The organism is Streptomyces sp. NA04227, from assembly GCF_013364195.1.
GTDB lineage: Bacteria > Actinomycetota > Actinomycetes > Streptomycetales > Streptomycetaceae > Streptomyces.
In genome coordinates, this window is the sequence record NZ_CP054918.1 from 2,097,613 (window position 1) to 2,118,467 (window position 20,855).

The 20,855-nt window shown below is 71.4% G+C and carries 13 protein-coding genes; 8 read left to right on the forward strand and 5 right to left on the reverse strand.

The features are described 5' to 3' along the window. Positions 1-63: 63 nt before the first annotated feature. Positions 64-663, reverse strand: coding sequence for a biotin transporter BioY (locus HUT18_RS08740; RefSeq protein ID WP_176099292.1), 600 nt, complete (start codon positions 661-663; stop codon positions 64-66). A 628-nt stretch (positions 664-1,291) separates the two neighbouring features. Between HUT18_RS08740 and HUT18_RS08745 the strand changes: the two genes are divergently transcribed. The 5 genes from HUT18_RS08745 (at position 1,292) to HUT18_RS08765 (ending at position 7,459) form a co-directional block, all read left to right on the forward strand. Further along, positions 1,292-2,785, forward strand: a complete 1,494-nt coding sequence (locus HUT18_RS08745; protein WP_254878486.1) for an amino acid permease — start codon at positions 1,292-1,294, stop codon at positions 2,783-2,785. A gap of 183 nt (positions 2,786-2,968) precedes the next feature. Next, positions 2,969-3,646 carry a response regulator transcription factor gene (locus HUT18_RS08750; RefSeq protein WP_176099294.1) on the forward strand — a complete coding sequence of 226 codons (678 nt, stop codon included), beginning with the start codon at positions 2,969-2,971 and terminating at the stop codon, positions 3,644-3,646. Further along, complete coding sequence (locus HUT18_RS08755; protein ID WP_176099296.1) at positions 3,636-4,991, forward strand: HAMP domain-containing sensor histidine kinase; 1,356 nt, start codon at positions 3,636-3,638, stop codon at positions 4,989-4,991. The genes HUT18_RS08750 and HUT18_RS08755 overlap by 11 nt, the downstream gene beginning before the upstream one ends. Positions 4,992-5,222: 231 nt before the next feature. After that, positions 5,223-6,650, forward strand: coding sequence for a hypothetical protein (locus tag HUT18_RS08760; RefSeq protein ID WP_176099298.1), 1,428 nt, complete (start codon positions 5,223-5,225; stop codon positions 6,648-6,650). 161 nt (positions 6,651-6,811) lie between these two features. After that, a complete protein-coding gene (locus tag HUT18_RS08765; RefSeq protein WP_176099300.1) occupies positions 6,812-7,459 on the forward strand; it encodes a superoxide dismutase in 648 nt (215 codons plus the stop codon). A 174-nt stretch (positions 7,460-7,633) separates the two neighbouring features. On the opposite strand, the gene HUT18_RS08770 is transcribed toward HUT18_RS08765, so the two are convergent. After that, positions 7,634-8,290 (reverse strand): DsbA family protein, encoded by a 657-nt coding sequence (locus HUT18_RS08770; RefSeq protein ID WP_176099302.1) that lies wholly within the window; start codon positions 8,288-8,290, stop codon positions 7,634-7,636. 254 nt (positions 8,291-8,544) lie between these two features. Here HUT18_RS08770 and pepN point away from each other — a divergent pair, with 254 nt between their 5' ends. Both pepN and HUT18_RS08780 read left to right on the forward strand, forming a co-directional pair. Then, complete coding sequence (gene pepN, locus HUT18_RS08775) at positions 8,545-11,166, forward strand: aminopeptidase N (RefSeq protein ID WP_176099304.1); 2,622 nt, start codon at positions 8,545-8,547, stop codon at positions 11,164-11,166. 329 nt (positions 11,167-11,495) lie between these two features. Continuing rightward, positions 11,496-12,569, forward strand: coding sequence for a hypothetical protein (locus tag HUT18_RS08780; RefSeq protein ID WP_254878487.1), 1,074 nt, complete (start codon positions 11,496-11,498; stop codon positions 12,567-12,569). A gap of 124 nt (positions 12,570-12,693) precedes the next feature. Here the strand turns inward: HUT18_RS08780 and HUT18_RS08785 are convergent, their stop codons facing one another. Together HUT18_RS08785 and HUT18_RS08790 are read right to left on the reverse strand one after the other, a co-directional pair. After that, a complete protein-coding gene (locus HUT18_RS08785) occupies positions 12,694-13,881 on the reverse strand; it encodes a serine hydrolase (protein ID WP_176099307.1) in 1,188 nt (395 codons plus the stop codon). Positions 13,882-14,033: 152 nt separating this feature from the next. After that, on the reverse strand, positions 14,034-15,749 hold the full coding sequence (locus tag HUT18_RS08790) for a TIGR03767 family metallophosphoesterase (RefSeq protein ID WP_176099309.1): 1,716 nt from the start codon (positions 15,747-15,749) through the stop codon (positions 14,034-14,036). Positions 15,750-16,317: 568 nt separating this feature from the next. Here HUT18_RS08790 and HUT18_RS08795 point away from each other — a divergent pair. Further along, positions 16,318-19,626, forward strand: a complete 3,309-nt coding sequence (locus HUT18_RS08795; protein ID WP_176099311.1) for a S8 family serine peptidase — start codon at positions 16,318-16,320, stop codon at positions 19,624-19,626. 221 nt (positions 19,627-19,847) lie between these two features. Here the strand turns inward: HUT18_RS08795 and HUT18_RS34155 are convergent, their stop codons facing one another. Next, positions 19,848-20,855, reverse strand: a complete 1,008-nt coding sequence (locus tag HUT18_RS34155; RefSeq protein WP_176099313.1) for a hypothetical protein — start codon at positions 20,853-20,855, stop codon at positions 19,848-19,850.

The window sequence follows — 20,855 nt, forward strand, 5'->3', positions numbered from 1 at the left end:
TCGCGCCGGCCGGGGCGGGCGCACCGCCCCGGCCCGCCGCCCGCGCGAACCGGCCGCGCGCGCTCAGCCCTTGGGGCCCGCGAGCTTCCAGGCGCTCGGCAGCAGCCCCATCGCGAGGGCGGCCTTCAGGGCGTCACCGAGGAGGAACGGGGTCAGCCCGGCGGCGATCGCCTCGCTCGCGCTCATTCCGGTGGCGAGGGCGAGATAGGGGACGCCCACCGCGTAGATGACGGCGGAGCCGAGCACCATGGTGGCCGCGGTGCGCACCGCCGAACGGTCGCCGCCCCGGCGGGCCAGGGCCCCGGCCAGCGTGGCGGCGAGCAGCATGCCGAGCACATAGCCGAACGAGGGCGCCGAGACACCCGAGCCGCCCTCGGCGAACCAGGGCATGCCCGCCATGCCGACCAGCGTGTACAGCACGAGCGACAGCAGACCGCGCCCGGCACCGAGTGCGGTGCCCACGAGGAGCGCGGCGAAGGTCTGCCCGGTCACCGGCACCGGCGAGCCGGGCACCGGCACCGCGATCTGCGCGGCGAGCCCGGTCAGCACAGCACCGGAGACGACGAGCACGGCGTCGCGGACCCTGGCCCGTGCCTCGGAGGAGGCGGGCAGCAGATCGGCGAGGACCGCACCCGGGCGGACGGAGGAAGCGGCAAGGCTCATCGGGGACTCCAGGGGACGGAAGGGCACCGGGACCGTGCACGGCGAGGCCGTGAACGGCGGGCTACGAGGGGATGTTGCGACGCTAACCCGGTCCCCGCCCCGAGCTCACCGTCAGCCGCCGACAAGAAGCCGTGACGGAGATTGGTGGGCACTACACAAGAATCGGCCGCCACGCGTCGCAGGGCGGTGAGAAGGGTCACGCACACCCCTCGGCGACCGCCCGGATCGGGTCCTGACGGCGGGCCCAACCGCCTGCGCGCGCCGCACAGTTGACCACCCCGAGCGTCCTTTATGCGAACATCGCGAGCTGATAGCCGGTGACCCGGCGGAGGCACGAACGGCGACGGACACCCTGCGTAATGTCCGACAAATCTGCCCTGCGTCCGCTATACGGACACGACTTCACGCCAACCGGGGAACGGAACCGGACACCGCGACTCCGAACTCCGCGCCAACTCCCCGTAACCGTGCGCTGACCTTGTGATCTCTCAGACACCATCCCGTAAAAGCCCGGTCACGATCCGAGGTCGATGCGTCCACATGACGGTCGATCTATTGGCCCGGACATTCATGGTGCCCACACTGTGAGTTCTTCCCAACGTCTCACGTTATGGACAGTCGTTCGCCCATGTCTCGGACAACCCCCGGTGCCGAGTCGGTCAAGACCGACGCCACCTCAAGAGATCAGACCGCTGCCCCGGCCCAGCCGGGGCTGACCCACGGGCTCAAGCAACGTCACCTCTCGATGATCGCCCTCGGCGGCGTCATCGGCGCGGGACTCTTCGTCGGCTCGGGTGCGGGCATCGCCAGCGCCGGGCCCGCGATCGTCCTCGCCTTCGCCGCCTCCGGCCTCCTCGTGATGCTGGTCATGCGGATGCTCGGTGAGATGTCCGCCGCCAACCCCGCCTCCGGCTCGTTCTCGGTGCACGCCGAACGGGCGATCGGCCCCTGGGCGGGCTTCACCGCGGGCTGGATGTACTGGGCCCTGCTCTGTGTCGGTATCGCGGTGGAGGCCATCGGCGCCGCGGACATCATGACGAGCTGGCTGCCGGACACCCCGGGCTGGATGTGGGTGGCCGTCTTCATGGCCATCTTCTGCGGCGCGAACCTGCTGGCCGTGAAGAACTTCGGTGAGTACGAGTTCTGGTTCGCCCTGCTCAAGGTCGTGGCCATCGTGGCGTTCCTGGTGCTGGGCGTGCTCGCCATCGCGGGCCTGCTGCCCGGCACCGACTCCCCCGGCTCCTCGCACCTGACCGGCGACGGCGGCTTCCTGCCCAACGGCACCGACGGCCTGATCACCGGTCTGCTCGCGTCGGTGTTCGCCTACGGCGGCCTGGAGACGGTCACCATCGCGGCGGCCGAGTCCGAGGACCCGGTGCGCGGCGTGGCGAAGGCCGTGCGTACCGCGGTGTGGCGCATCGCTCTCTTCTACGTCGGCTCGATGCTGGTGATCGTCACGCTGATCGACTGGCGGGACGAGTCGATCCTGGCCGGTCCCTACGCGGCGGTCCTGGACGAGATCGGCATCTCCCAGGCGGGCGAGATCATGAAGGTGATCGTGCTGGCCGCGCTGATGTCCGCGATGAACGCCAACATCTACGGCGCCTCACGCATGTCGTACTCCCTGGTGGCACGCGGCGAGGGCCCGCGCTTCCTCGGCAAGATCACCGGCGGCGTCCCGCGCCGCACGGTGATCCTGTCCTCGGTCTTCGGATTCACCGCGGTGGAGCTGAAGTACCTGTGGCCGGACACCGTGTTCGTCTGGCTGCTCAACTGCGTGGGCGCGGCCACCCTGGTGGTCTGGGGCTTCATCGCGGTCTCGCAGCTGCTGACCCGCCGTCGGCTGGAGCGCGAGGACCCGGGCAGGCTCGTGGTGCGCATGTGGTTCTTCCCGGTGCTGACCTACATCTCCCTCGCGGGCATCGCGACCGTGCTGCTCCTGATGCTCCGCGAGGACGACACCCGCACCCAGCTCTGGTACACCGCCGGAATGGCCGTCGTCCTGGCGGTCATCGGCTACCTGAAGCAGCGCGGCTGGCTGCGCCACCTCAGGTTCAGGTTCACCGGCGGCTTCGGCACCGGCGCCTCCGGCGGGTCCGACTCCTCCGGCGGCTCGAACTGACCGGACCGCACCGGATCGAAGTGCTCCCGCCCGGGGCCCCGTTCGCTGTCGCGAGCGGGGCCCCGGGCCTTTTGCGACGCGGGCGCGCGTACGCATGACCGGGCGCGGCGATTGCGATGCCCGGCCGGACACTCCGGACGTCCTTCAGCCTCCGTTCAGGCCGCCGGGGCGAGAATCACGCACATGCGGATTCTGGTCGTCGAGGACGAGGAGGGGCTCGCCCACGGGCTGCGGTCCGGTCTGGAGGCGGAGGGCTTCGCCGTGGATGTGGCGCTCGACGGGACGGACGGTCTGTGGCGCGCCCGCGAGACTGCGTACGACGCGATCGTCCTCGACATCATGCTTCCCGGCCTGAACGGTTACCGCGTGTGCGCCGCGCTGCGCGCCGAGGAGAACTGGACGCCGGTCCTGATGCTCACCGCCAAGGAGGGCGAGTGGGACGAGGTCGAGGGCCTGGACACCGGCGCCGACGACTACCTCACCAAACCGTTCTCGTACGCGGTGCTCCTCGCCAGGCTCCGCGCACTGCTGCGCCGCGATCCGCACCGGCGGCCCGCCGTGCTGACCGCCGGTGACCTGCGGCTGGACCCGGCCGCCAAGGAGGTCACCCGGGGCGGGGAGCGGGTGGCGCTGACCGCGCGTGAGCTGGCGCTGCTGGAGTTCCTGCTGCGCCGCCGCGGCGAGACCGTCTCCAAGCGGGAGATCCTCGCGCATGTGTGGGACGACGACTTCGAGGGCGACCCCAACATCGTCGAGGTCTACGTCAACCATCTGCGGGCCAAGCTCGACCGCCCCTTCGGGCGGGCGGCGATCGAGACGGTCCGCGGCTCGGGATACCGGCTGGCGTCCGATGGGGGTTAGGTTCCGTTCCGCGCTGGTCGCCGTCCTGGTGGTGGCGGTGGGGCTGCTCGCCGGTGCGCTGGCCCTGGTCGCCCTGCTGCGCGCCGAACTGACCGACGACGTCAGGGATTCGGCCCGCACCCGGGCGCGGCAGGTCGCCTCGGTGATCGACTCCGGCCGCGGAGTGCCCTCGCTCACCGTGGCTCAGAGCGAGGAGGAATTCGTCCAGGTGCTCGACGCCGGCGGTGCCGTCGTGGCCGCCAGCCCCAATGCCGCCGGTCTGCCCGCCCTCGCGCGCCCGGGGACGGAGGGCGAGAGCAGGGTCCGTACGCCCCTGGACGAGGACGAGTTCCTGGTGGTCGCCGAGCGGGCACAGGGACCCGGTACGCACGACGCGCGGCGGACGGTCGTGGCGGGCCGTGCCCTCAACGCCGTCGCGGAGACCACATCGATCGTCACCGGACTGCTCGCGGTGGGGCTGCCGTTGCTGCTGCTGCTCGCCTTCGGCGCCACCTGGGCGGCACTGGGCCGGGTACTCGCACCGGTGGCGAGGATCCAGGCGGAGGTGGAGGCCATCTCCTCGGCCGCGCTGCACCGCCGGGTGCCGTTGCCGCGCGGCCGGGACGAGATCGCGCGGCTGGCCGCCACCATGAACCGCATGCTGGAGCGGCTGGAGTCGGCCCAGAAGGCGCAGCGGCGCTTCGTCTCCGACGCCTCGCACGAACTGCGCTCACCGGTGACCGCCGTGCGCCAGCACGCCGAAGTGGCCCTGGCGCACCCGGGCCGTACCACCGCCGAGGAGCTCGCCGCCACGGTGCTCACGGAGGATCTGCGACTGCAACGGCTCGTCGAGGACCTGCTGTTGCTCGCCCGCGCCGACGAGGACGCGCTGCGGCCGCGGCTGCGCGAGACCGACCTCGACGACCTCGTCCTCGAAGAGGTCCGGCGCCTGCGCGACGCGCACCCTGCTCTCGGCATCCGCGCCGCGGAGGTGACCCCGGTGCGTCTGACGGCCGACGCCCAGGCGCTGCGCCGGGTACTGCGCAACCTCGGCGACAACGCGGCCCGGTACGCCCGTTCACGGGTGGAGTTCGCGCTGGGCACCGACGAGGCGGGGCGCGCCGTCGTGCGGGTGGAGGACGACGGCCCCGGTGTGCCGGAGGCCGAACGCGAGCGGATCTTCGCGCGGTTCGTCCGTCTCGACGATGCTCGCGTCCGGCCCGGCGAACCCGGCGGCGGCAGCGGCCTCGGCCTGGCCATCGTCGCCGAACTGGTCACGGCGCACGGCGGCATCGCGACGGTCTCGGCCAGTCCCCTCGGCGGGGCGTGCTTCGAGGTCGCGCTGCCCCGCACGGCTGCCATGTAGGGGAGCCTCGGACGCTGCCCGACCCGCCCCGACGGTCACCCGAGGCGGTGTCTCGGACTTCCGCGTGACCTTGCCCTGACCGACCGTCGTGTGCGGCTGCCCCAACGGCCGCCACCTGAAAGCACGTTCAGGTCTGTTCAGGCTCTCTTCAGCGCCCCGGTGGCAGCGTGGTGGTGACCGACAGGAAGTCGTGACGGCGTGTTCGTGACCCGTACCTCCGAGGAGGCAGTCATGACGTATCCGAGGAATCACGCGAGAGGGGCCCGCACGGGGAGCGTCCGGCGTCGGCGGCGGGCGGCCGCTCTCGGTGTCGGCCTCGCCGCCGTGGTGACCGCGGGCGCCTGCGGCTCCGGCGGCAACGGAGACAGCGGCGGCGGGACGGCGCCCGGGCGGGACCGGGCCGCGACGAGCGGCGGCGACTGCGTCCGCGTCATCGACGAGGCCACCGGCCGCAGGACCGCGAAATGCCTGCCGCTCGCACCGCGCGAGGACCGCGTCGACCTGGAGAAACCGGTCTTCACCCACCCGACCCGCATCACCAACCCGCTCCACCCCACCGCGAAGGTGAAGCAGGTCGTGTACGGCGGACAGGTCGACAGCAAGCCCTTCCGTACCGAGTTCACCCTGCTGCCCACCAAGCGCACCATCGAGGTGAACGGCGAGCGGGTCGCGGTGCGCACGATGCAGTACATGGCGCTGTCCGACGGCCGTATCAAGGAGCTCGCACTGGACTGGTTCGCCCAGGCCGACGACGGTGCCGTCTGGTACCTCGGCGAGGACGTCTACAACTACCGCGGCGGCGTGGTCGCGGACACCGAGGGCACCTGGAAGGCGGGGAAGTCCGGACCGGCCGCGATGATCATGCCCGCACACCCGCAACGCGGTGACGTGTACCGCCCGGAGAACGCCCCCGAGGTGGTCTTCGAGGAGGTCACCGTGAAGTCCGTGAACCGGACGGTGCCCGGCCCCCACGGCCCGGTCGAGGGCGCGGTCACGGTCAACGAGCTGCACATGGACGGCAGCCGTGAGGACAAGACCTTCGCCCCGGGCTACGGCGAGTTCTCGACCTCGTCCGGTGGTGACGTGGAGGCGGTCTCGGTGGCCGTGCCGACCGACGCCCGGCCGGGTCCGGTGCCCGCCGAGCTGACCGCGCTGACCGAGGCGGCGCGTGCGGTGCAGGGCCGGGTCACCGAGTCCACCGCGCGGCAGGCGCACTCGGCCTGGGACGACTACCGCGGCTCCGACCGGGCCCCCCGGCGGCTGGTCACCCAGATGAACCGGGACATCGACACGCTCGACCGCACGGCGCGCGGCCAGGACCGGACGGCGGCCACCGCGGCGGCGCTGCGGGTCGCACAGAACGCCCTCGATCTGCGGCTGCCGTACGAACCGCTGGCCCGGATCGAGTCGGACCGGATGGACCTGTGGGCGCGTCAGCTGACCGTCGACGCCGCCGCACGCGACGCGGGCGCGGTCGCCGGGGACGTCACGAGCCTCGAGCTCACCTGGGAGCGGGTGCGCCCCGCCGTCGACGGCCCCGACGCTTCACGCGTGGACAGGCTGCTGCACGAGCTGCGCGAGGCGGTCGACCACAAGGACACCGGCAGCGCGGTGAAGATCGCCCCCGAGCTCAACTCCGTTCTGGGAGGAATCGGTTGAACCAAGGCAGGACCAAGGTCGCACCGGACCCAAAGTCGCAGGACCTCGGTCCGGTGCCGTCTGCGCCGATCGGCGGACAGTGCCCGGCCAGCGCCGGAAACCGTCCTTGCTGTTGCTATGGTGCACTTGCAAGGAGCTTGCAATAAGCCGAGGGGACCGTCATGGCTTTGTACACGCTTCCGGAACTGCCTTACGACTACGCGGCGTTGGCGCCCGTGATCAGTCCGGAGATCATCGAGCTGCACCACGACAAGCACCACGCCGCGTACGTCAAGGGCGCGAACGACACGCTGGAGCAGCTCGCGGAGGCGCGCGACAAGGAGCAGTGGGGCTCGGTCAACGGGCTGCAGAAGAACCTCGCCTTCCACCTGAGCGGGCACATCCTGCACTCGATCTACTGGCAGAACATGACGGGCGACGGCGGCGGCGAGCCGCTGGCGGCCGACGGCGTGGGCGAGCTGGCGGACGCGATCACCGAGTCCTTCGGTTCCTTCGCCGGATTCCGGGCGCAGCTGTCCAAGGCCGCCGCGACCACCCAGGGCTCGGGCTGGGGCGTCCTCGCGTACGAGCCGGTGACCGGCCGTCTGATCGTCGAGCAGGTCTACGACCACCAGGGCAACGTCGGCCAGGGCTCCACGCCGATCCTGGTCTTCGACGCCTGGGAGCACGCCTTCTACCTCCAGTACAAGAACCAGAAGGTCGACTTCGTCGAGGCCATGTGGCGGGTCGTCAACTGGCAGGACGTGGCGAGGCGTTACGCGAGCGCCAAGCAGCAGACCGACCGTCTGCTGCTGACGCCCGCACAGTGAGGCCGGCCGCCCGCGGCCGCACCACCGACAGCCTGCTCGTGATCGTCTTCTCACCGTTCATGGGGCAGGCGGTATGAAGGAAGGCCCCCGCCAGGACGTGACTGGCGGGGGCCTTCCCGTTGCGCACCGGTACGGAGCGAGACCTACTGCTGCGTACCGACCTCAGTAGCGTTCTCAGTCGAAGATCGGGCCGACGTCGCGGGTGCGCTTGATCTCGAAGAAGCCGGGCGTGCTCGCCACGAGCAGGGTTCCGTCCCACAGCCGGGCCGCCGCCTCGCCCTTGGGGGCGGGCGTCACGACCGGTCCGAAGAACGCGACCTCGCCCTGGCCGTCGGGGCCGGGCACCGCGATGACCGGGGTGCCGACCTCCTGGCCGACCTTGTCGATACCGGTCTTGTGCGAGGCGCGCAGCTGGGTGTCGTAGGTGTCCTTGTCCGCGTACTCGGCGAGCTCGACCGGCAGGCCCGCGTCCTGGAGGGCGCCGACGATCGCCTCCTGGGTGGCACCCTCGGCGCGGTTGTGGAAACGGGTGCCGAGCGCCTCGTAGAGCGGGCCGAGCACCTGCGCGCCGTGCTGCTCGGCGGCGGCGATCGCGACGCGGACCGGGCCCCAGGCGGTCTTCATCAACTCGCGGTACTTCTCCGGCATTTCATCCAGCTTGTTCTCATTCAGGACAGCCAGGCTCATCACGTGCCAGCGCACCTCGATGTCGCGCAGCTTCTCGACCTCCAGGACCCAGCGGGAGGTCATCCACGCCCACGGGCACAGCGGGTCGAACCAGAAGTCGACGGGCGTCCTGCCGGTGGTCGTCGCCTGAGTGGTGTCGGTCATCTCTCTCCTCGGAAGTACGGGCGCCTCGCCCGGAGCGCGCTGAACCGCTGGTGTGCGCACACGGACGCGAGCCGCCCTCGGGCGGCCCCATCCGCCCTGCCTACCCTGGCCAACCCTTCGCAAGTCCGGGCCATTCCCGGTCCGCGCCTTCGTTCCTGCTGTTCGCCAGCCGGTGAACCCTGTCCTGTCAGAGGACCGCGTGCGAGGATCGGTCCGATCAGCCCCCCACATGACGAGACCGAGGAGTACCCGCCGTGCCCGGTGAGAATCTGACCCGCGACGAGGCCCAGGAGCGCGCCGCGCTGCTGACCGTGGACGGCTACGAGATCGCCCTCGATCTGCGTTCCGCCACCGGCGAGGGCCCCGAGGCGCACACCTTCCGCTCGGTGACCACCCTCCGCTTCCGCTGCGCCGAGCCCGGCGCCGCCAGCTTCGCGGACCTGATCGCCCCGCAGGTCACCGCCGTCTCGCTGAACGGCGAGGACCTCGACCCGCTGGCGGTGTTCGACGGTACGCGGATCCTCCTGGAGGACCTGGCCGCCGAGAACGAGCTGGTCGTCGACGCCCAGTGCGCGTACAGCCGTACCGGCGAGGGCATGCACCGCTTCGTCGACCCGGAGGACGGCGAGGTCTACCTCTACACGCAGTACGAACCGGCCGACGCGCGCCGGGTGTTCGCCAACTTCGAGCAGCCCGACCTGAAGGCGCCCTACCGCTTCGAGGTCACCGCGCCCGAGGGCTGGAAGGTGTGGAGCAACGGCACGGGCGAACTCATCGAGGGCGAACTCGACGCCCCGGCGACGCGCGGCGGCGGCGGACGGGCGGTGTGGCGCTTCGCGGAGACCCAGCCGATCTCGACGTACATCACCTGCGTGGTGGCCGGTCCCTACCACGAGGTGCGCGACCACTACAGCCGGGCGCTCGACGACGGCTCCACCCTGGAGATCCCGCTCGGCCTGCTCTGCCGCAAGTCGCTCGCCCGGCACTTCGACACCGACGAGGTCTTCGAGGTCACCAAGCAGGGTCTGGACTTCTTCCACGAGCAGTTCGACTACCCGTACCCGTTCGGCAAGTACGACCAGGCCTTCGTGCCGGAGTACAACCTGGGCGCGATGGAGAACCCGGGTCTGGTCACCTTCCGCGAGGAGTTCATCTTCCGCGGCAAGGTCACCCAGGCCGCGTACGAGCGGCGCGCCAATGTCGTCCTGCACGAGATGGCGCACATGTGGTTCGGCGACCTGGTCACCATGCGCTGGTGGGACGACCTGTGGCTGAAGGAGTCCTTCGCGGACTACATGGGCTCCTACGCGCTGATCGGCGCCACTCGCTACCAGAACGCCTGGGTCACCTTCGCCAACAACCGCAAGGCATGGGCCTACCGGGCCGACCAGCTGCCGTCCACCCACCCGATCACCGCGGACATCCGTGACCTGGAGGACGCCAAGCTCAACTTCGACGGGATCACCTACGCCAAGGGCGCGGCGGTCCTGAAGGAGCTGGGCGCCTATGTCGGGCAGGAGGCCTTCCTGGAGGGCGCCCGGCGTTACTTCAAGCGGCACGCGTACGGCAACACCGAGCTGGGCGATCTGCTGTCGGTCCTGGAGGAGACCTCGGGCCGGGACATGGCGGCCTGGTCGCGGGCCTGGCTGCAGACGGCGGGCGTCAACTCGCTGACCCCGCAGGTGGTACTGGACGCCGAGGGCCGTATCGCCGAGCTGGCGGTGCTCCAGGAGGCGCCCGAGTCCCACCCCGAGCTGCGTCCGCACCGCGTCGCGATCGGCCTGTACCGGCGCGACGCCGAGGGTGTGCTCGCCCGCTACGCCGCCGTGGAGGCCGACGTCGACGGCCCGCGCACGGTGATCGCGGAACTGGCCGGCGCCGAGGAGCCGGAGCTGGTCCTGGTCAACGACGAGGACCTCACGTACTGCAAGATCCGCTTCGACGAGGGCTCGCTCGCCACGCTGCGCGCACACCTCGGCGCGCTCGCGGACCCCCTGGCGCGCGCCCTGTGCTGGTCGGCGCTGTGGAACCTGACCCGTGACGCGCTCATGCCCGCGCGGGAGTTCGTGGATCTGGTCCTGCGCTTCGCCGGGCGCGAGTCGGACATCGGCGTGCTGCAGATGCTGCACGCCTGGGCCGAGTCGGCGCTGGTGCACTACGCGGTGCCCGAGTGGCGCGAGGAGTGCGGGCGGCTGCTCGCCGAGGGCGCGCTCACCGAGCTGCGGTCGGCCGAGCCGGGCAGCCAGCACCAGCTGACCTGGGCCCGGTTCTTCGCCTCGGTCGCCTCCGGGGAGCCGGAGCTGACGCTGCTGCGCGAACTGCTCGACGGCGCCGCCAAGATCGACGGGCTCGATGTCGACCAGGAACTGCGCTGGGTCTTCCTCCAGCCGCTGGCCGTGCACGGGGCCGCCGACGAGGGGCTGCTCGCCGCCGAACTCGCCCGTGACGACACGGCCTCGGGCAAGCGCCACCACGTCCGGCTGCTCGCGGCCCGCCCTTCCGAGGACGTCAAGGCGCAGGCCTGGACCCAGCTCGTGGAGTCGGAGGCACTCTCCAACGCCCTGGTGGAGTCGACCATCGCGGGCTTCGGCCAGCCCAGCCAGCGCGCGCTGACGGCCCCGTACGCGCCCCGCTACTTCGAGATCATCGAGCGGATCTGGGCCGAGCGCTCGATCCAGATCGGTATGCACGTGGTGCGCGGGCTCTACCCCTCGCACCAGGACAGCCAGGAGACCCTGGACGCCACGGACGCCTGGCTCGACGCGCACAAGGACGCCGCGCCCGCCCTGCGCCGTCTGGTCCTGGAGGCCCGCGACGACCTCGCCCGCGCCCTGCGCGGCCAGGCCTGCGACCGGGCGGCGGCACGGCGGGGCTGAGCGGGAAGCCGCAGCGGGTCTGAGCGGGAACGGCCGCAGCGGATCCGAGCGGGAACGGCCGCCGGGGGGAACTCCCCGGCGGCCGTCAACCCGCCTCCCGCCAGGCCCTGTTACGGAGCTGTCGCCAAGGGCGGCCCGGATGGCCGGAGGGACTGGCGCGGATCACCTCCGCACCGGCCCTGCCGCGCAGGTCATCGCAGGGCCACGCCCCGTCGGGGAACCCTTGTTCCCCTCCCGAACACCCTCCCTTTCGTACGCTGATGTCCCGGTTTGCCGACGGGCGTGTAACACCGGTTCACGCACCGCCGGGGCCCGGGAACCTGCCGTGCATGACACACAACCCCCAGGCATTCGGCGAGATGTACCTGTCCCCCCACCCGCGCCCCCTGCACCACCTCAGCGAGAGCGGACGGCGCGTGCTGCACACCGCCGAGCTACGGGCCCACGGCGTCCCTGCGTCCCTGGCCGCCGAACGGTCGGGGCCCGGCGGGCCCTGGCAGCAACTCCTGCCCGGCGTACACCTGTTGCACCCCGGAGCGCCCACCGGCGAGGAACGTCTGCAGGCCGCGCTGCTCTACGCGGGACGGTCCCGGCGGGCCGCCGAGGACACCGTGCCGTCCCAGCCAGGGGCCCGCGACCGGCACTACGGCGAGGCCGTCGTCACCGGCCTCGCGGCGCTCGCCCACCACCGGTTCGCCTCGGTGCCCCCACTCACCTCGCTGAGCCACATCGACGTCCTGGTGCCACGCTCCCGCAGGCTGCGCTCGGCCGGTTTCGCCCGGGTGGTGCGCACCCACCGGATGCCCGCCGGTCAGCAGGCGCACGGGATCCCGGTGGCGCCGGTGCCCCGAGCGGTCGCGGACGCGGTGGCGCGGCTGTCCGAGCCCGCCGAGGTGAGCGTGCTGCTGACCGAGGCGGTACGGGAGGCTCACTGCGAACCCTCGGCGCTGGTAAGGGAGTTGACCCGGTCCCGGCTGATGGGGCGCCCCTATGTGGCGGAGGCCGTCGACACCCTGCTCGCCGAGGGCCGGGCGCTGGCCGAGCAGGGGCTGTACCGCATGGTGCGCGAACAGGCACTGCCCGACCCGCTGTGGAACGTCGACCTGCGACTGCCGGGCGGGCCGCACCTCGGCGGCGTCGACGCCTACTGGCCGGACCACTCGGTGGCCCTCGAACTCGACACCGGCGCCCCCGCCCGGCACGCGCCCCGGCCCGAAGGCACCGTCTGGTCCGAACCCGCCCTCAAACGCGAGCACTTGGAACGGCTCGGCATCGCGGTCGTACGCACCGTCGCGGCGGACCTGCGCGCACACCCCGAGCAGCAGGCGGCCGTCGTCCGTACCGCCCTGCTCGCCGCGGCCGACCGGGAGCCCGCGCCGTATCTCATCGTCCTGCCGCGGTGAGCGCCGGAGGGTCGTCCCGCTCGTCATCAGGCCCGCCCCCTCCGCGGGCCGGACGACGAGCGGGACGGCAGGCCGGACGACAGGCCCGGACGACGGGCCCCGGACCACTGCCCGCGCCCGCCGGTCAGTCGCCGCAGTACTCCGCCTCGATCACGCTGCCCGCGTCACCCGCCCAGTCGCCGTTGAAGTTGAAGGCCAGCGCGTGCCTGCCGTCGCCCATGACGGAGGCGCTGGAACTGGAGCCGTGAATGCCGCCGCTGTGGCCCCAGATCGTGACGCCGCAGCTCAGTTCGGAGGAGATCAGGCCGAGCCCGTACCGTGATTCGGGGGACTCGGGATCGGTCTCAACCGTCGTCCGCATCTGCTTCAACTGCGCCTTCGGCAGCAGCTTTCCGCCGAGCAGGGCGGAGTAGAAGCGGTTCAGGTCCGCGGAGTTGGAGATCATGTCGCCCGACGCGCCCGCGAGCGAGGGGTTCATCCGGGTCACGTCGTAGGTCTTCTTCGCCGCCGGGTCCTCGGAGAGCTTGGAGTAGGCGCGGCTGTGCGGCCCGGGCAGGGACGGGTCGGTGCCGGGCGAGCGGGTGCCGTGCAGGCCGAGCGGCTCGATGATCCGGGACCGGATCTCCTCGGCGTACGTCCGGCCGGTGACCTTCTCCACGATCATTCCGGCGAGGTTGTAGTTGGTGTTGGAGTAGTGCCAGCCCTTGCCGGGCGCGAAGTAGGGCTTGTGCTTCATCGCGACGGCGACGAGTTCCCCGGCGGTCTTCGTCTCGTACCGGTGCTTCAGGAACTCCTCGGAGAAGGCGATCCGCTGGAACTCGGGGTCCTCGGTCACGTTGAAGACGCCGCTGGTGTGGTTGAGGAGCTGACGCACCGTGATCCGGCGGCCGTCGTGCCCGTTGCCGTCGACGACGCCGGGGAGCCACTTGTCGACCGAGTCGTCCAGGTCGATCTCCCCCTCGGCCTGCAACTGGAGCAGCACCGTGGCCAGGAAGGTCTTGCTGATGCTGCCGACGCGGTAGTGGTCGTCGGTGCCGCGCGGCTCTCCCGTCCGCAGATCGCCGGTGCCCAGGCCCGCCTTCCAGACCCGGCCGCGGTCGCGCACGCCCACCGTCGCGCCGGGCACGCCCGCCTCGATCGAGGCGCGCAGTGCCTCGCGTGTCCCCTCGTGGTCGTGCCCCTGCGCCGCGCTCGCCGGTGCTGCCAGCACGCCCGCGGTGACCGCGGCCGCGAGCACCGCGCCCGCCACCACCGTCGTGCGCCTGATGGCCGTACGCCTCGTCGCCGTACGCCTCGTCGTCCGTCCCGCCATGCCGTTGCCGTCCTCCCCGTTGTTCCCCGCTGGTCGGGGTGTTCGGCGGGGAGGACCTGGCGGAGGGACGCCGGGTTGAGGGGCCGTGTGCCGGTTGAGTCATATCCCGCCATTTGGCGGGAACTTGGGCACACCCGGGGTCGGCGCCCGGCTCAGCGCTTGCGCAGGACCAGTTCGGTGTTGCGGTCGCCCGGGTCGCCGGAGAGCGTGGTGCGGGCGCCGGGGGCGTTGAAGGCGAGCTCGCGGTAGAGGGCGGCGAGGCCGGTCTGGGAGAGGTCGGCGAAGTCCGTCTCGTGCGGGGCCGCGGACTCGATCAGCGTGGTGAACAGCGAGAGCGTGCCGTCCCGGTTGTCCACGATCTCGATGACCCGGGCGAGCTGCGGGAAGTCCACGTGCGAGGCGGTGGAGATCTCCCAGAAGGTGCCGTGCGCGGTGATCGCGTTCTTGTGGCTGTGGCCGTTCACCCAGGCGATGACATTGCGGTGGCTCTTGAGGAGTTCGAGCACCTCGTCGCCGCCGTGCCGCTGCTCGCGGGGCCTGTTCGGGTCCGGGTGCAGATTGCGCATCGACTTGCTGGTGTGGTGGCTGAAGACGACCACGTGCTCGCCGCGGTGCGCCTTCAACTGCCTCTCCAGCCAGGCGAACTGGGCATCGCCGAGGGAACCCTCGTAGTGGCCGCCCGGGTCGGTGGAGTCGAGGCTGATGCCCAGGACGTCGTCGGCGATACGGAAGGTGTAGTACTGGGTGCCCGCGGCGAGGTTGGCCGAGGTGTAACCGTGTCCGTGCGGGCCGGGGCCGGTGTGCTCGTCGGCGAGGTGCGCCGTCAGGTACTCGGCGGGGGTGAAGGGCGCGCGCGAGGGGTCGGGCGTGACGCGGCGCATCCGGCGCTTCTCGGTCGTGAGCAGCTCGCGGAAGAGATCGCCCTTGGGGTCGTGGCCCTTCTTGACCGTCTTCCACAGGGCGGCGCCCTGGGCCTCGGGCAGTGTCATGAGCTTGCGGTCGCCGACCGCGAAGTCGGCGAAGAAGGAGTCCTGGGCGTAACAGCCGCCGGGCAGGGCGTCGTGGTTGCCGACCGTGGAGTACCAGGGCAGGTTGAGGCCGGGGCTGTTGACCTCGCGGACCGCCGCGGCCAGGAAGCCGTCGAGGTGCGGGAAGCCGTGCTTCTTGTCGGCGTCGTGCAGCGCGTCGTCGGGCTGCCAGTACAGCTTCAGGCCCGAGTTCTGCACGCCCTCGTAGCGGCGCGGGTCGCCGGTGTTGGGGGTGATCCGGCCGCCGCTCATCGTCTTGAGGAACCAGTCGAGTTCGCTCTTGGCGTTGTTGTCGGTGTTGTCGCCGGTGGTCATCACGAAGTGCAGCGGGGAGCCGGTGACCGGCGCGCCGCGCAGCGCGTTGACCCGCTCCACCAGCGAGATCGCGCCCGCCACCGACAGCGACTCCTGCGGACGCCAGGCGCTGGCGGTCTGTGCGCGCAGGTACTCGTACCGCAGCGGGTGCTGCACATCGACGATGTGCAGGTCGGTGAACTGCACGAAGGAGGCGAGTGCGGTGCGGCGCTCGGCGCGGCGCGCGGTGGGCTCGGCCAGTTCGGTGCGCACGACGCGCTGCCAGGCCGGGCCCGCGCCCAGGCGCCGGTAGCCGGCGTTGCCGGTGCGCGGTGCGGCCACGGTGTTCAGCGTGGTGCCGCGGCGGTACGGGGCCAGCGGGGCGGCGGGCGCCTTGCGGGAGGCGCCGGGAGGCGGGCCCGCGGTGGCGCTGGAGCTGCCGGGGCCGAGCGTCGAGTAACCGACACCCGCCGCGGTGAGCCCCGCCGCGCCGGCCGAGACGAGCAGGGTGCGACGGTCGAGTCCTGGGAAACCTTGGCGCGGCATGCGCTCTCCCGAGTGCGAAGGCATCAGCGGTGGTCGCGGAGCCGCGAAGCCCCGCTTCACCAGCGATGGTTCGCACCGCCAGTAGCGCGTGCGTGAACGCGGCGGCAACGCCCGGCGCCCATCTGCGTACGTGGATCTCGGCGTCCGCCGGGCGGCCACCCACCCCTTGTGAGCCGGAGGTGAGCCGGTCACCGGGCGTTCATCCGGCGGGGAAGAAGGGCCCTTTCACGCACCCCTCGACATGGCGGTCCGTCGGCCGCCACGAGCCGGAATGTTCAGTTCCGTACGCGGGCGAAACGTGGGCATGAGATGCGGGCGAGGTGGGGACGACGTCAGGAAGTCGTGCGGGAGTCGTGCACACTCCGCGCAGAACCCCTGGGAAAAGCCCCTGTTTGCACCAATTTCTCCCTCATGGCGCATGGCGGAAGTACGCCACACGGCAACCCTGAGACGGCAATTCCCCCCAAAGTCCGGTCGCGTCCAGCAAGCTGAGCGGTCATCCGAGCCCGAATTCCGGGCAGGTCCGATCTCTTTTGATCGTCACGATCCTTACCTCACAGGGATGATGATGACCTCCGATCCTCAGCCCGCACCGAGATCCGGTGCGCGACGGGCGGCACGCCTGGCCATGGCCGCCGGTCTCACCGCGGCTCTGGCCGCAGCGGGCCCGGTCCCGCTCGCCTTCTCCGACGAGGCCCCCGGCCCCGCCACCAGCTCCGCCGCCAAGTCGGCCGACGACAAGCTCGGTGCGGCGGACGCCGCCCTGCTCGCCGAGGCGCAGACCTCCGGCACCAAGAACGTCACGATGATGATCGCGACGGCGCCCGGCGCCACCGAGCAGGTCGCGAAGACGCTCGACGCCGTCGAGGGCGGCTCGGTCGGCCGCAGCCACGACAAGCTCGGCTATGTGCGGGCGACGGTGCCCACCGCGCGGGCCAAGGCCGCGATCGCGGCCGCCGGGAAGCTCTCCTCGGTGCACGGGATCGACCTGCGCCAGGAGATCGAGCTGGACGACCCGACCCCGGCGGCGGACCGCGCCAAGGGCGCACCGGCCGCACCGACCGGGACCTACCCGGCACCGGGCAAGGGCACCCCCGCGAAGAACCCGTACAACCCGGCGCACGAGACGGGCGCCGTGGACTTCGTCGAGGACCACCCGAAGTACGACGGCCGCGGCGTGACGATCGGCATCCTCGACTCCGGTGTGGACCTCGGCCACCCGGCCCTGCAGAAGACCACCACCGGCGAGCGCAAGATCACCGACTGGGTCACCGCGACCGACCCGATAGTGGACGCCGACGGAACCTGGCGCCGGATGACCAACGAGGTCAGCGGCCCCGCGTTCACCTGGAACGGCCGGGACTGGAAGGCCCCCGCGGGCGCGTACCGGGTCAGCCTGTTCAGCGAGGCGGCCACCCGGGGCGGCGACGCCAAGGGCGACCTCAACCGCGACGGCGACACCACCGACACCTGGGGCGTCCTGTACGACCCGGCGGCCGGCACGGTCCGCGTCGACCTGAACAACAACGGCGACTTCGCCGACGACACCGCGCTCAAGCCCTACCGCGACGGCTTCCAGGTCTCCTACTTCGGCAAGGACGACCCGGCGACGGACGTCGCCGAGCGGGTGCCCTTCGTGGTCGAGATCCGCAAGGACGTCCCCACCGACCCGTACGGCGGCGACTGGGTCGGCAAGAAGGCCGACTTCGTCAACATCGGCGTCATCGAGTCGGAGCACGGCACCCACGTCGCGGGCATCACCGCGGCCAAGGGCCTGTTCGGCGGCAAGATGAACGGTGCCGCGCCCGGCGCCAAGCTGGTCTCCTCGCGCGCCTGCACCTGGACCGGCGGCTGCACCAACGTGGCGCTCACCGAGGGCATGATCGACCTCGTCACCAAGCGGGGCGTCGACATCGTCAACATGTCGATCGGCGGACTGCCCGCGCTCAACGACGGCAACAACGCCCGCGCCGAGCTCTACAAGCGCCTCATCGACACCTACGACGTCCAGCTCGTGATCTCCGCGGGCAACGAGGGCCCCGGTGCCAACACCATCGGCGACCCCGGCCTCGCCGACAAGGTCATCTCGGTCGGCGCCGCCGCCTCCAAGGAGACCTGGGCCGCCAACTACGGCTCCGTGGTGGAGAAGAAGTACGCGATGCAGCCCTACTCCTCGCGCGGCCCGCGCGAGGACGGCGGCTTCACGCCCACGATCAGCGCCCCCGGCGCCGCGATCAACACCACCCAGACCTGGCTGCCCGGCAGCCCGGTCAAGGAGGCCGGTTACCCGCTGCCCGCGGGCTACTCCATGCTCCAGGGCACCTCGATGGCCTCGCCGCAGGCCGCGGGCGCCTCGGCGCTGCTCCTGTCCGGCGCCAAGCAGCAGCACATCGAGCTGACCCCGGCCAAGCTCCGCACGGCGCTGACCTCCTCCGCCCGGCACATCGCGGGCGAGCAGGCCTACTCCGAGGGCTCCGGTCTGATCGACATCGTCGGCGCCTGGAAGCAGATCAAGCGCGGTGTCGCGGCCCACGACTTCACGGTCAAGGCCCCGGTCGACACGGCGATCGACCAGTTCCTGAAGGACCCGGGCTTCGGCACCGGCGTCTACGACCGCGAGGGCGGCCTCAAGACCGGGCAGCAGAAGACCTACGAGGTCAAGCTCACCCGCACCTCCGGGCCCGACCGCGTGGTCCGCCACGACCTGAAGCTGCGCAACAACGACGGCACCTTCCGTCTCGCGAGCCCGGACACCGTCCGGCTCCCGCTGAACAAGACCGTCACCGTGAAGATCACGGCCAAGCCGAAGTCGGCGGGCGTGCACAGCGCCATCCTCGACGTGAACGACGCCCGCACCCCGGGCATCGACCGGCAGATCCTGTCCACGGTCGTCGTCTCCGCGAAGCTCGCCAAGCCCTCGTACGCCTTCGGTGCCTCGGGCTCGGTGCAGCGCAACAGCCACCGCTCGTACTACGTGACCGTGCCCGAGGGCGCGAAGAACCTCGAAGTCACGCTCGGCGGCCTGAAGGACAAGAGCCAGACCCGCTTCATCGCGATCCACCCCTACGGCGTCCCGTCCGACGACAACGCCACCACGATGTGCTACCCGAACTACGAGAACCCGGCCAACGCCTGCCGCCCGGACCTGCGTGCCTACGCGGACCCGCAGCCCGGCGTCTGGGAGATCGAGGTCGAGTCGCGCCGTACCTCGCCCCTGCTCGACAACCCGTACAAGCTCGGTGTGACGGTGCTCGGCGCCACCTTCGACCCGGATGTGCAGAAGGTCGAGGAGGCCAAGGCGGGTACGCCCACCCCGGTCTCCTGGAAGGTGACCAACGGCTTCGCCGCGGTCCAGGGCAAGCTCCAGGGCGGCCCGCTGGGTTCGGCGAAGACGCAGCGTCCGACGATCAAGAACGGTGAGACGGTGACCACCGAGGTCGTCGTACCCGAGGGCGCGGACCGCCTCGACGTGGCCATCGGCGGCGTCTCGGACACCGCCGCCGACCTCGACCTCACCGTGCTCAGGGACGGCGAGGAGGTCGGCTCCTCCGCCGACGGCGACTCCGAGGAGTCGGTCAGCCTGAGCAAGCCCGCCGCCGGTACCTACACCATCCAGGTCGTCGGCTACGCGGTTCCCTCGGGCAGCACGGAGTACGACTACAACGACGTCTTCTACTCCTCCGCGCTCGGCAAGGTGACCGTCGGCACCGACCCGGTCGAGCTGCCCAACGGCGCCTCGACCGACGTCAAGGCCGAGGTCGTCGCCAACTCCGCCGCCCCCGAGGGCCGCACCTTCTTCGGCGAGGTCCAGCTCCTCAACGCCCGGGGCACGGTTGCCGGGGTGGGCAGTGTGGAGATCGAGAAGGTCACTCAGTGAGCGGTGCGCAGTAAGCAGCGTAAAGTTGCGGTAAGTACTAGGCAGTAAACGGCTGTTGGTTCTCCTTCGTCTGCGGGTGGGGGAGGACCGGCGGTTGAGAGCGGGACGGGTTCCGGGCCATGTGGGTTGTGGCGGGGGCCCGTCCCGTTGTTTGGGGGCCTTCCGTTGTTCTGGGGGCGTCCGTTGTTCTGGCGGTCCGTTGTTCTGGGAGCGGTCCGTGGTCATTCCGCCGGTGCGAGACCTCCGCACGAGTCGGGGTCGATACGGCTCGCCCCGGGAAGCGCCTCCTCGATCCAGGCCCGGTCCTTGGCCACTTGGTCGCCGGTGGACCAGACGTCCGGGGACGCCGAACCCCGCGGGATACCGACCAGCACGTGATCACCGACCCGCAGACGCGGGCTGACGTTCACCTCCATGACGAAGCTGACCTGGTCCCGTCCGCTCGACGGCCGGTAGTAGCGCGTCACGTCGAGCACGATCCGCTCCTCGATACCGCCGGGCACGGGCACCACTCTCGCTACGTCTCCCTCGACGACGAGCCGCGCGCAGGCCACGTACGACTCGGCGTTCCGGCTCCCGTCCGCCCTCGGAGGCACCTCCCCCGGCGGCGACTCGGACGGTGCCCCGGCCGAGGGGCTTGCTGCCTCGCCCGGTTCCTGACCTCCCGCCGGTGGCGCCTGGGAGGCGTGGTCCCCGGCCGACTCCTTCTGAGCGGTGTCCGCGACGTGCCCCTGCCCGCCGATCTCCACGGCGAGCCCCAGCCCACCTAGCAGCAGTACCGCCCCCGCTGCCGCGAGCCCGAACACCAGTCGGCGTCGTGAGCGATGGGCGGGGTGGCCAACTACCGGGTTCGCCACGGGAGTTCCCGCCGAGCTTCCGAGGACGGAACCGAGTTCCGGCGTACGAGGAGTGCCGGGCGCCTGCGTCGGCGTCCGGTCCGGTTCGGGGGCGGGGGCGTCGCCCGGAGCCGGGGCGAGGGCGTCGCCCGGGGCCGGGGTTGGGGCCGTGGCCGGGGCTGGGGCGAGCGCACCCCCGGGAGCGGCGGTGAGCTCGTCGCCGAGTGAGTGCAGCGCCGCGCGCAGCAGGTCGATGTCGGCGGCCGCCCGCTCGTGGGCGGCCATGAACCGGTCGTCCTCGAGGGCGGACGGGGGCAGCGGTTCGTCGAGGAGGGCGGCCATCAGGGGGTCCAGGTCCCCGTGGGTACCGTCGTGGTCCGGGGTACCGGTCAT

What these genes read in the sequence shown, in the direction of transcription:
- HUT18_RS08740 (WP_176099292.1), bottom strand. Translation starts at nt 663, where the DNA reads ATGAGCCTTGCCGCTTCCTCCGTCCGCCCGGGTGCGGTCCTCGCCGAT.
- HUT18_RS08745 (WP_254878486.1), top strand. Translation starts at nt 1,292, where the DNA reads ATGTCTCGGACAACCCCCGGTGCCGAGTCGGTCAAGACCGACGCCACC.
- HUT18_RS08750 (WP_176099294.1), top strand. Translation starts at nt 2,969, where the DNA reads ATGCGGATTCTGGTCGTCGAGGACGAGGAGGGGCTCGCCCACGGGCTG.
- HUT18_RS08755 (WP_176099296.1), top strand. Translation starts at nt 3,636, where the DNA reads ATGGGGGTTAGGTTCCGTTCCGCGCTGGTCGCCGTCCTGGTGGTGGCG.
- HUT18_RS08760 (WP_176099298.1), top strand. Translation starts at nt 5,223, where the DNA reads ATGACGTATCCGAGGAATCACGCGAGAGGGGCCCGCACGGGGAGCGTC.
- HUT18_RS08765 (WP_176099300.1), top strand. Translation starts at nt 6,812, where the DNA reads ATGGCTTTGTACACGCTTCCGGAACTGCCTTACGACTACGCGGCGTTG.
- HUT18_RS08770 (WP_176099302.1), bottom strand. Translation starts at nt 8,290, where the DNA reads ATGACCGACACCACTCAGGCGACGACCACCGGCAGGACGCCCGTCGAC.
- HUT18_RS08780 (WP_254878487.1), top strand. Translation starts at nt 11,496, where the DNA reads ATGACACACAACCCCCAGGCATTCGGCGAGATGTACCTGTCCCCCCAC.
- HUT18_RS08785 (WP_176099307.1), bottom strand. Translation starts at nt 13,881, where the DNA reads ATGGCGGGACGGACGACGAGGCGTACGGCGACGAGGCGTACGGCCATC.
- HUT18_RS08790 (WP_176099309.1), bottom strand. Translation starts at nt 15,749, where the DNA reads ATGCCGCGCCAAGGTTTCCCAGGACTCGACCGTCGCACCCTGCTCGTC.
- HUT18_RS08795 (WP_176099311.1), top strand. Translation starts at nt 16,318, where the DNA reads ATGACCTCCGATCCTCAGCCCGCACCGAGATCCGGTGCGCGACGGGCG.
- HUT18_RS34155 (WP_176099313.1), bottom strand. Translation starts at nt 20,855, where the DNA reads ATGACCGGTACCCCGGACCACGACGGTACCCACGGGGACCTGGACCCC.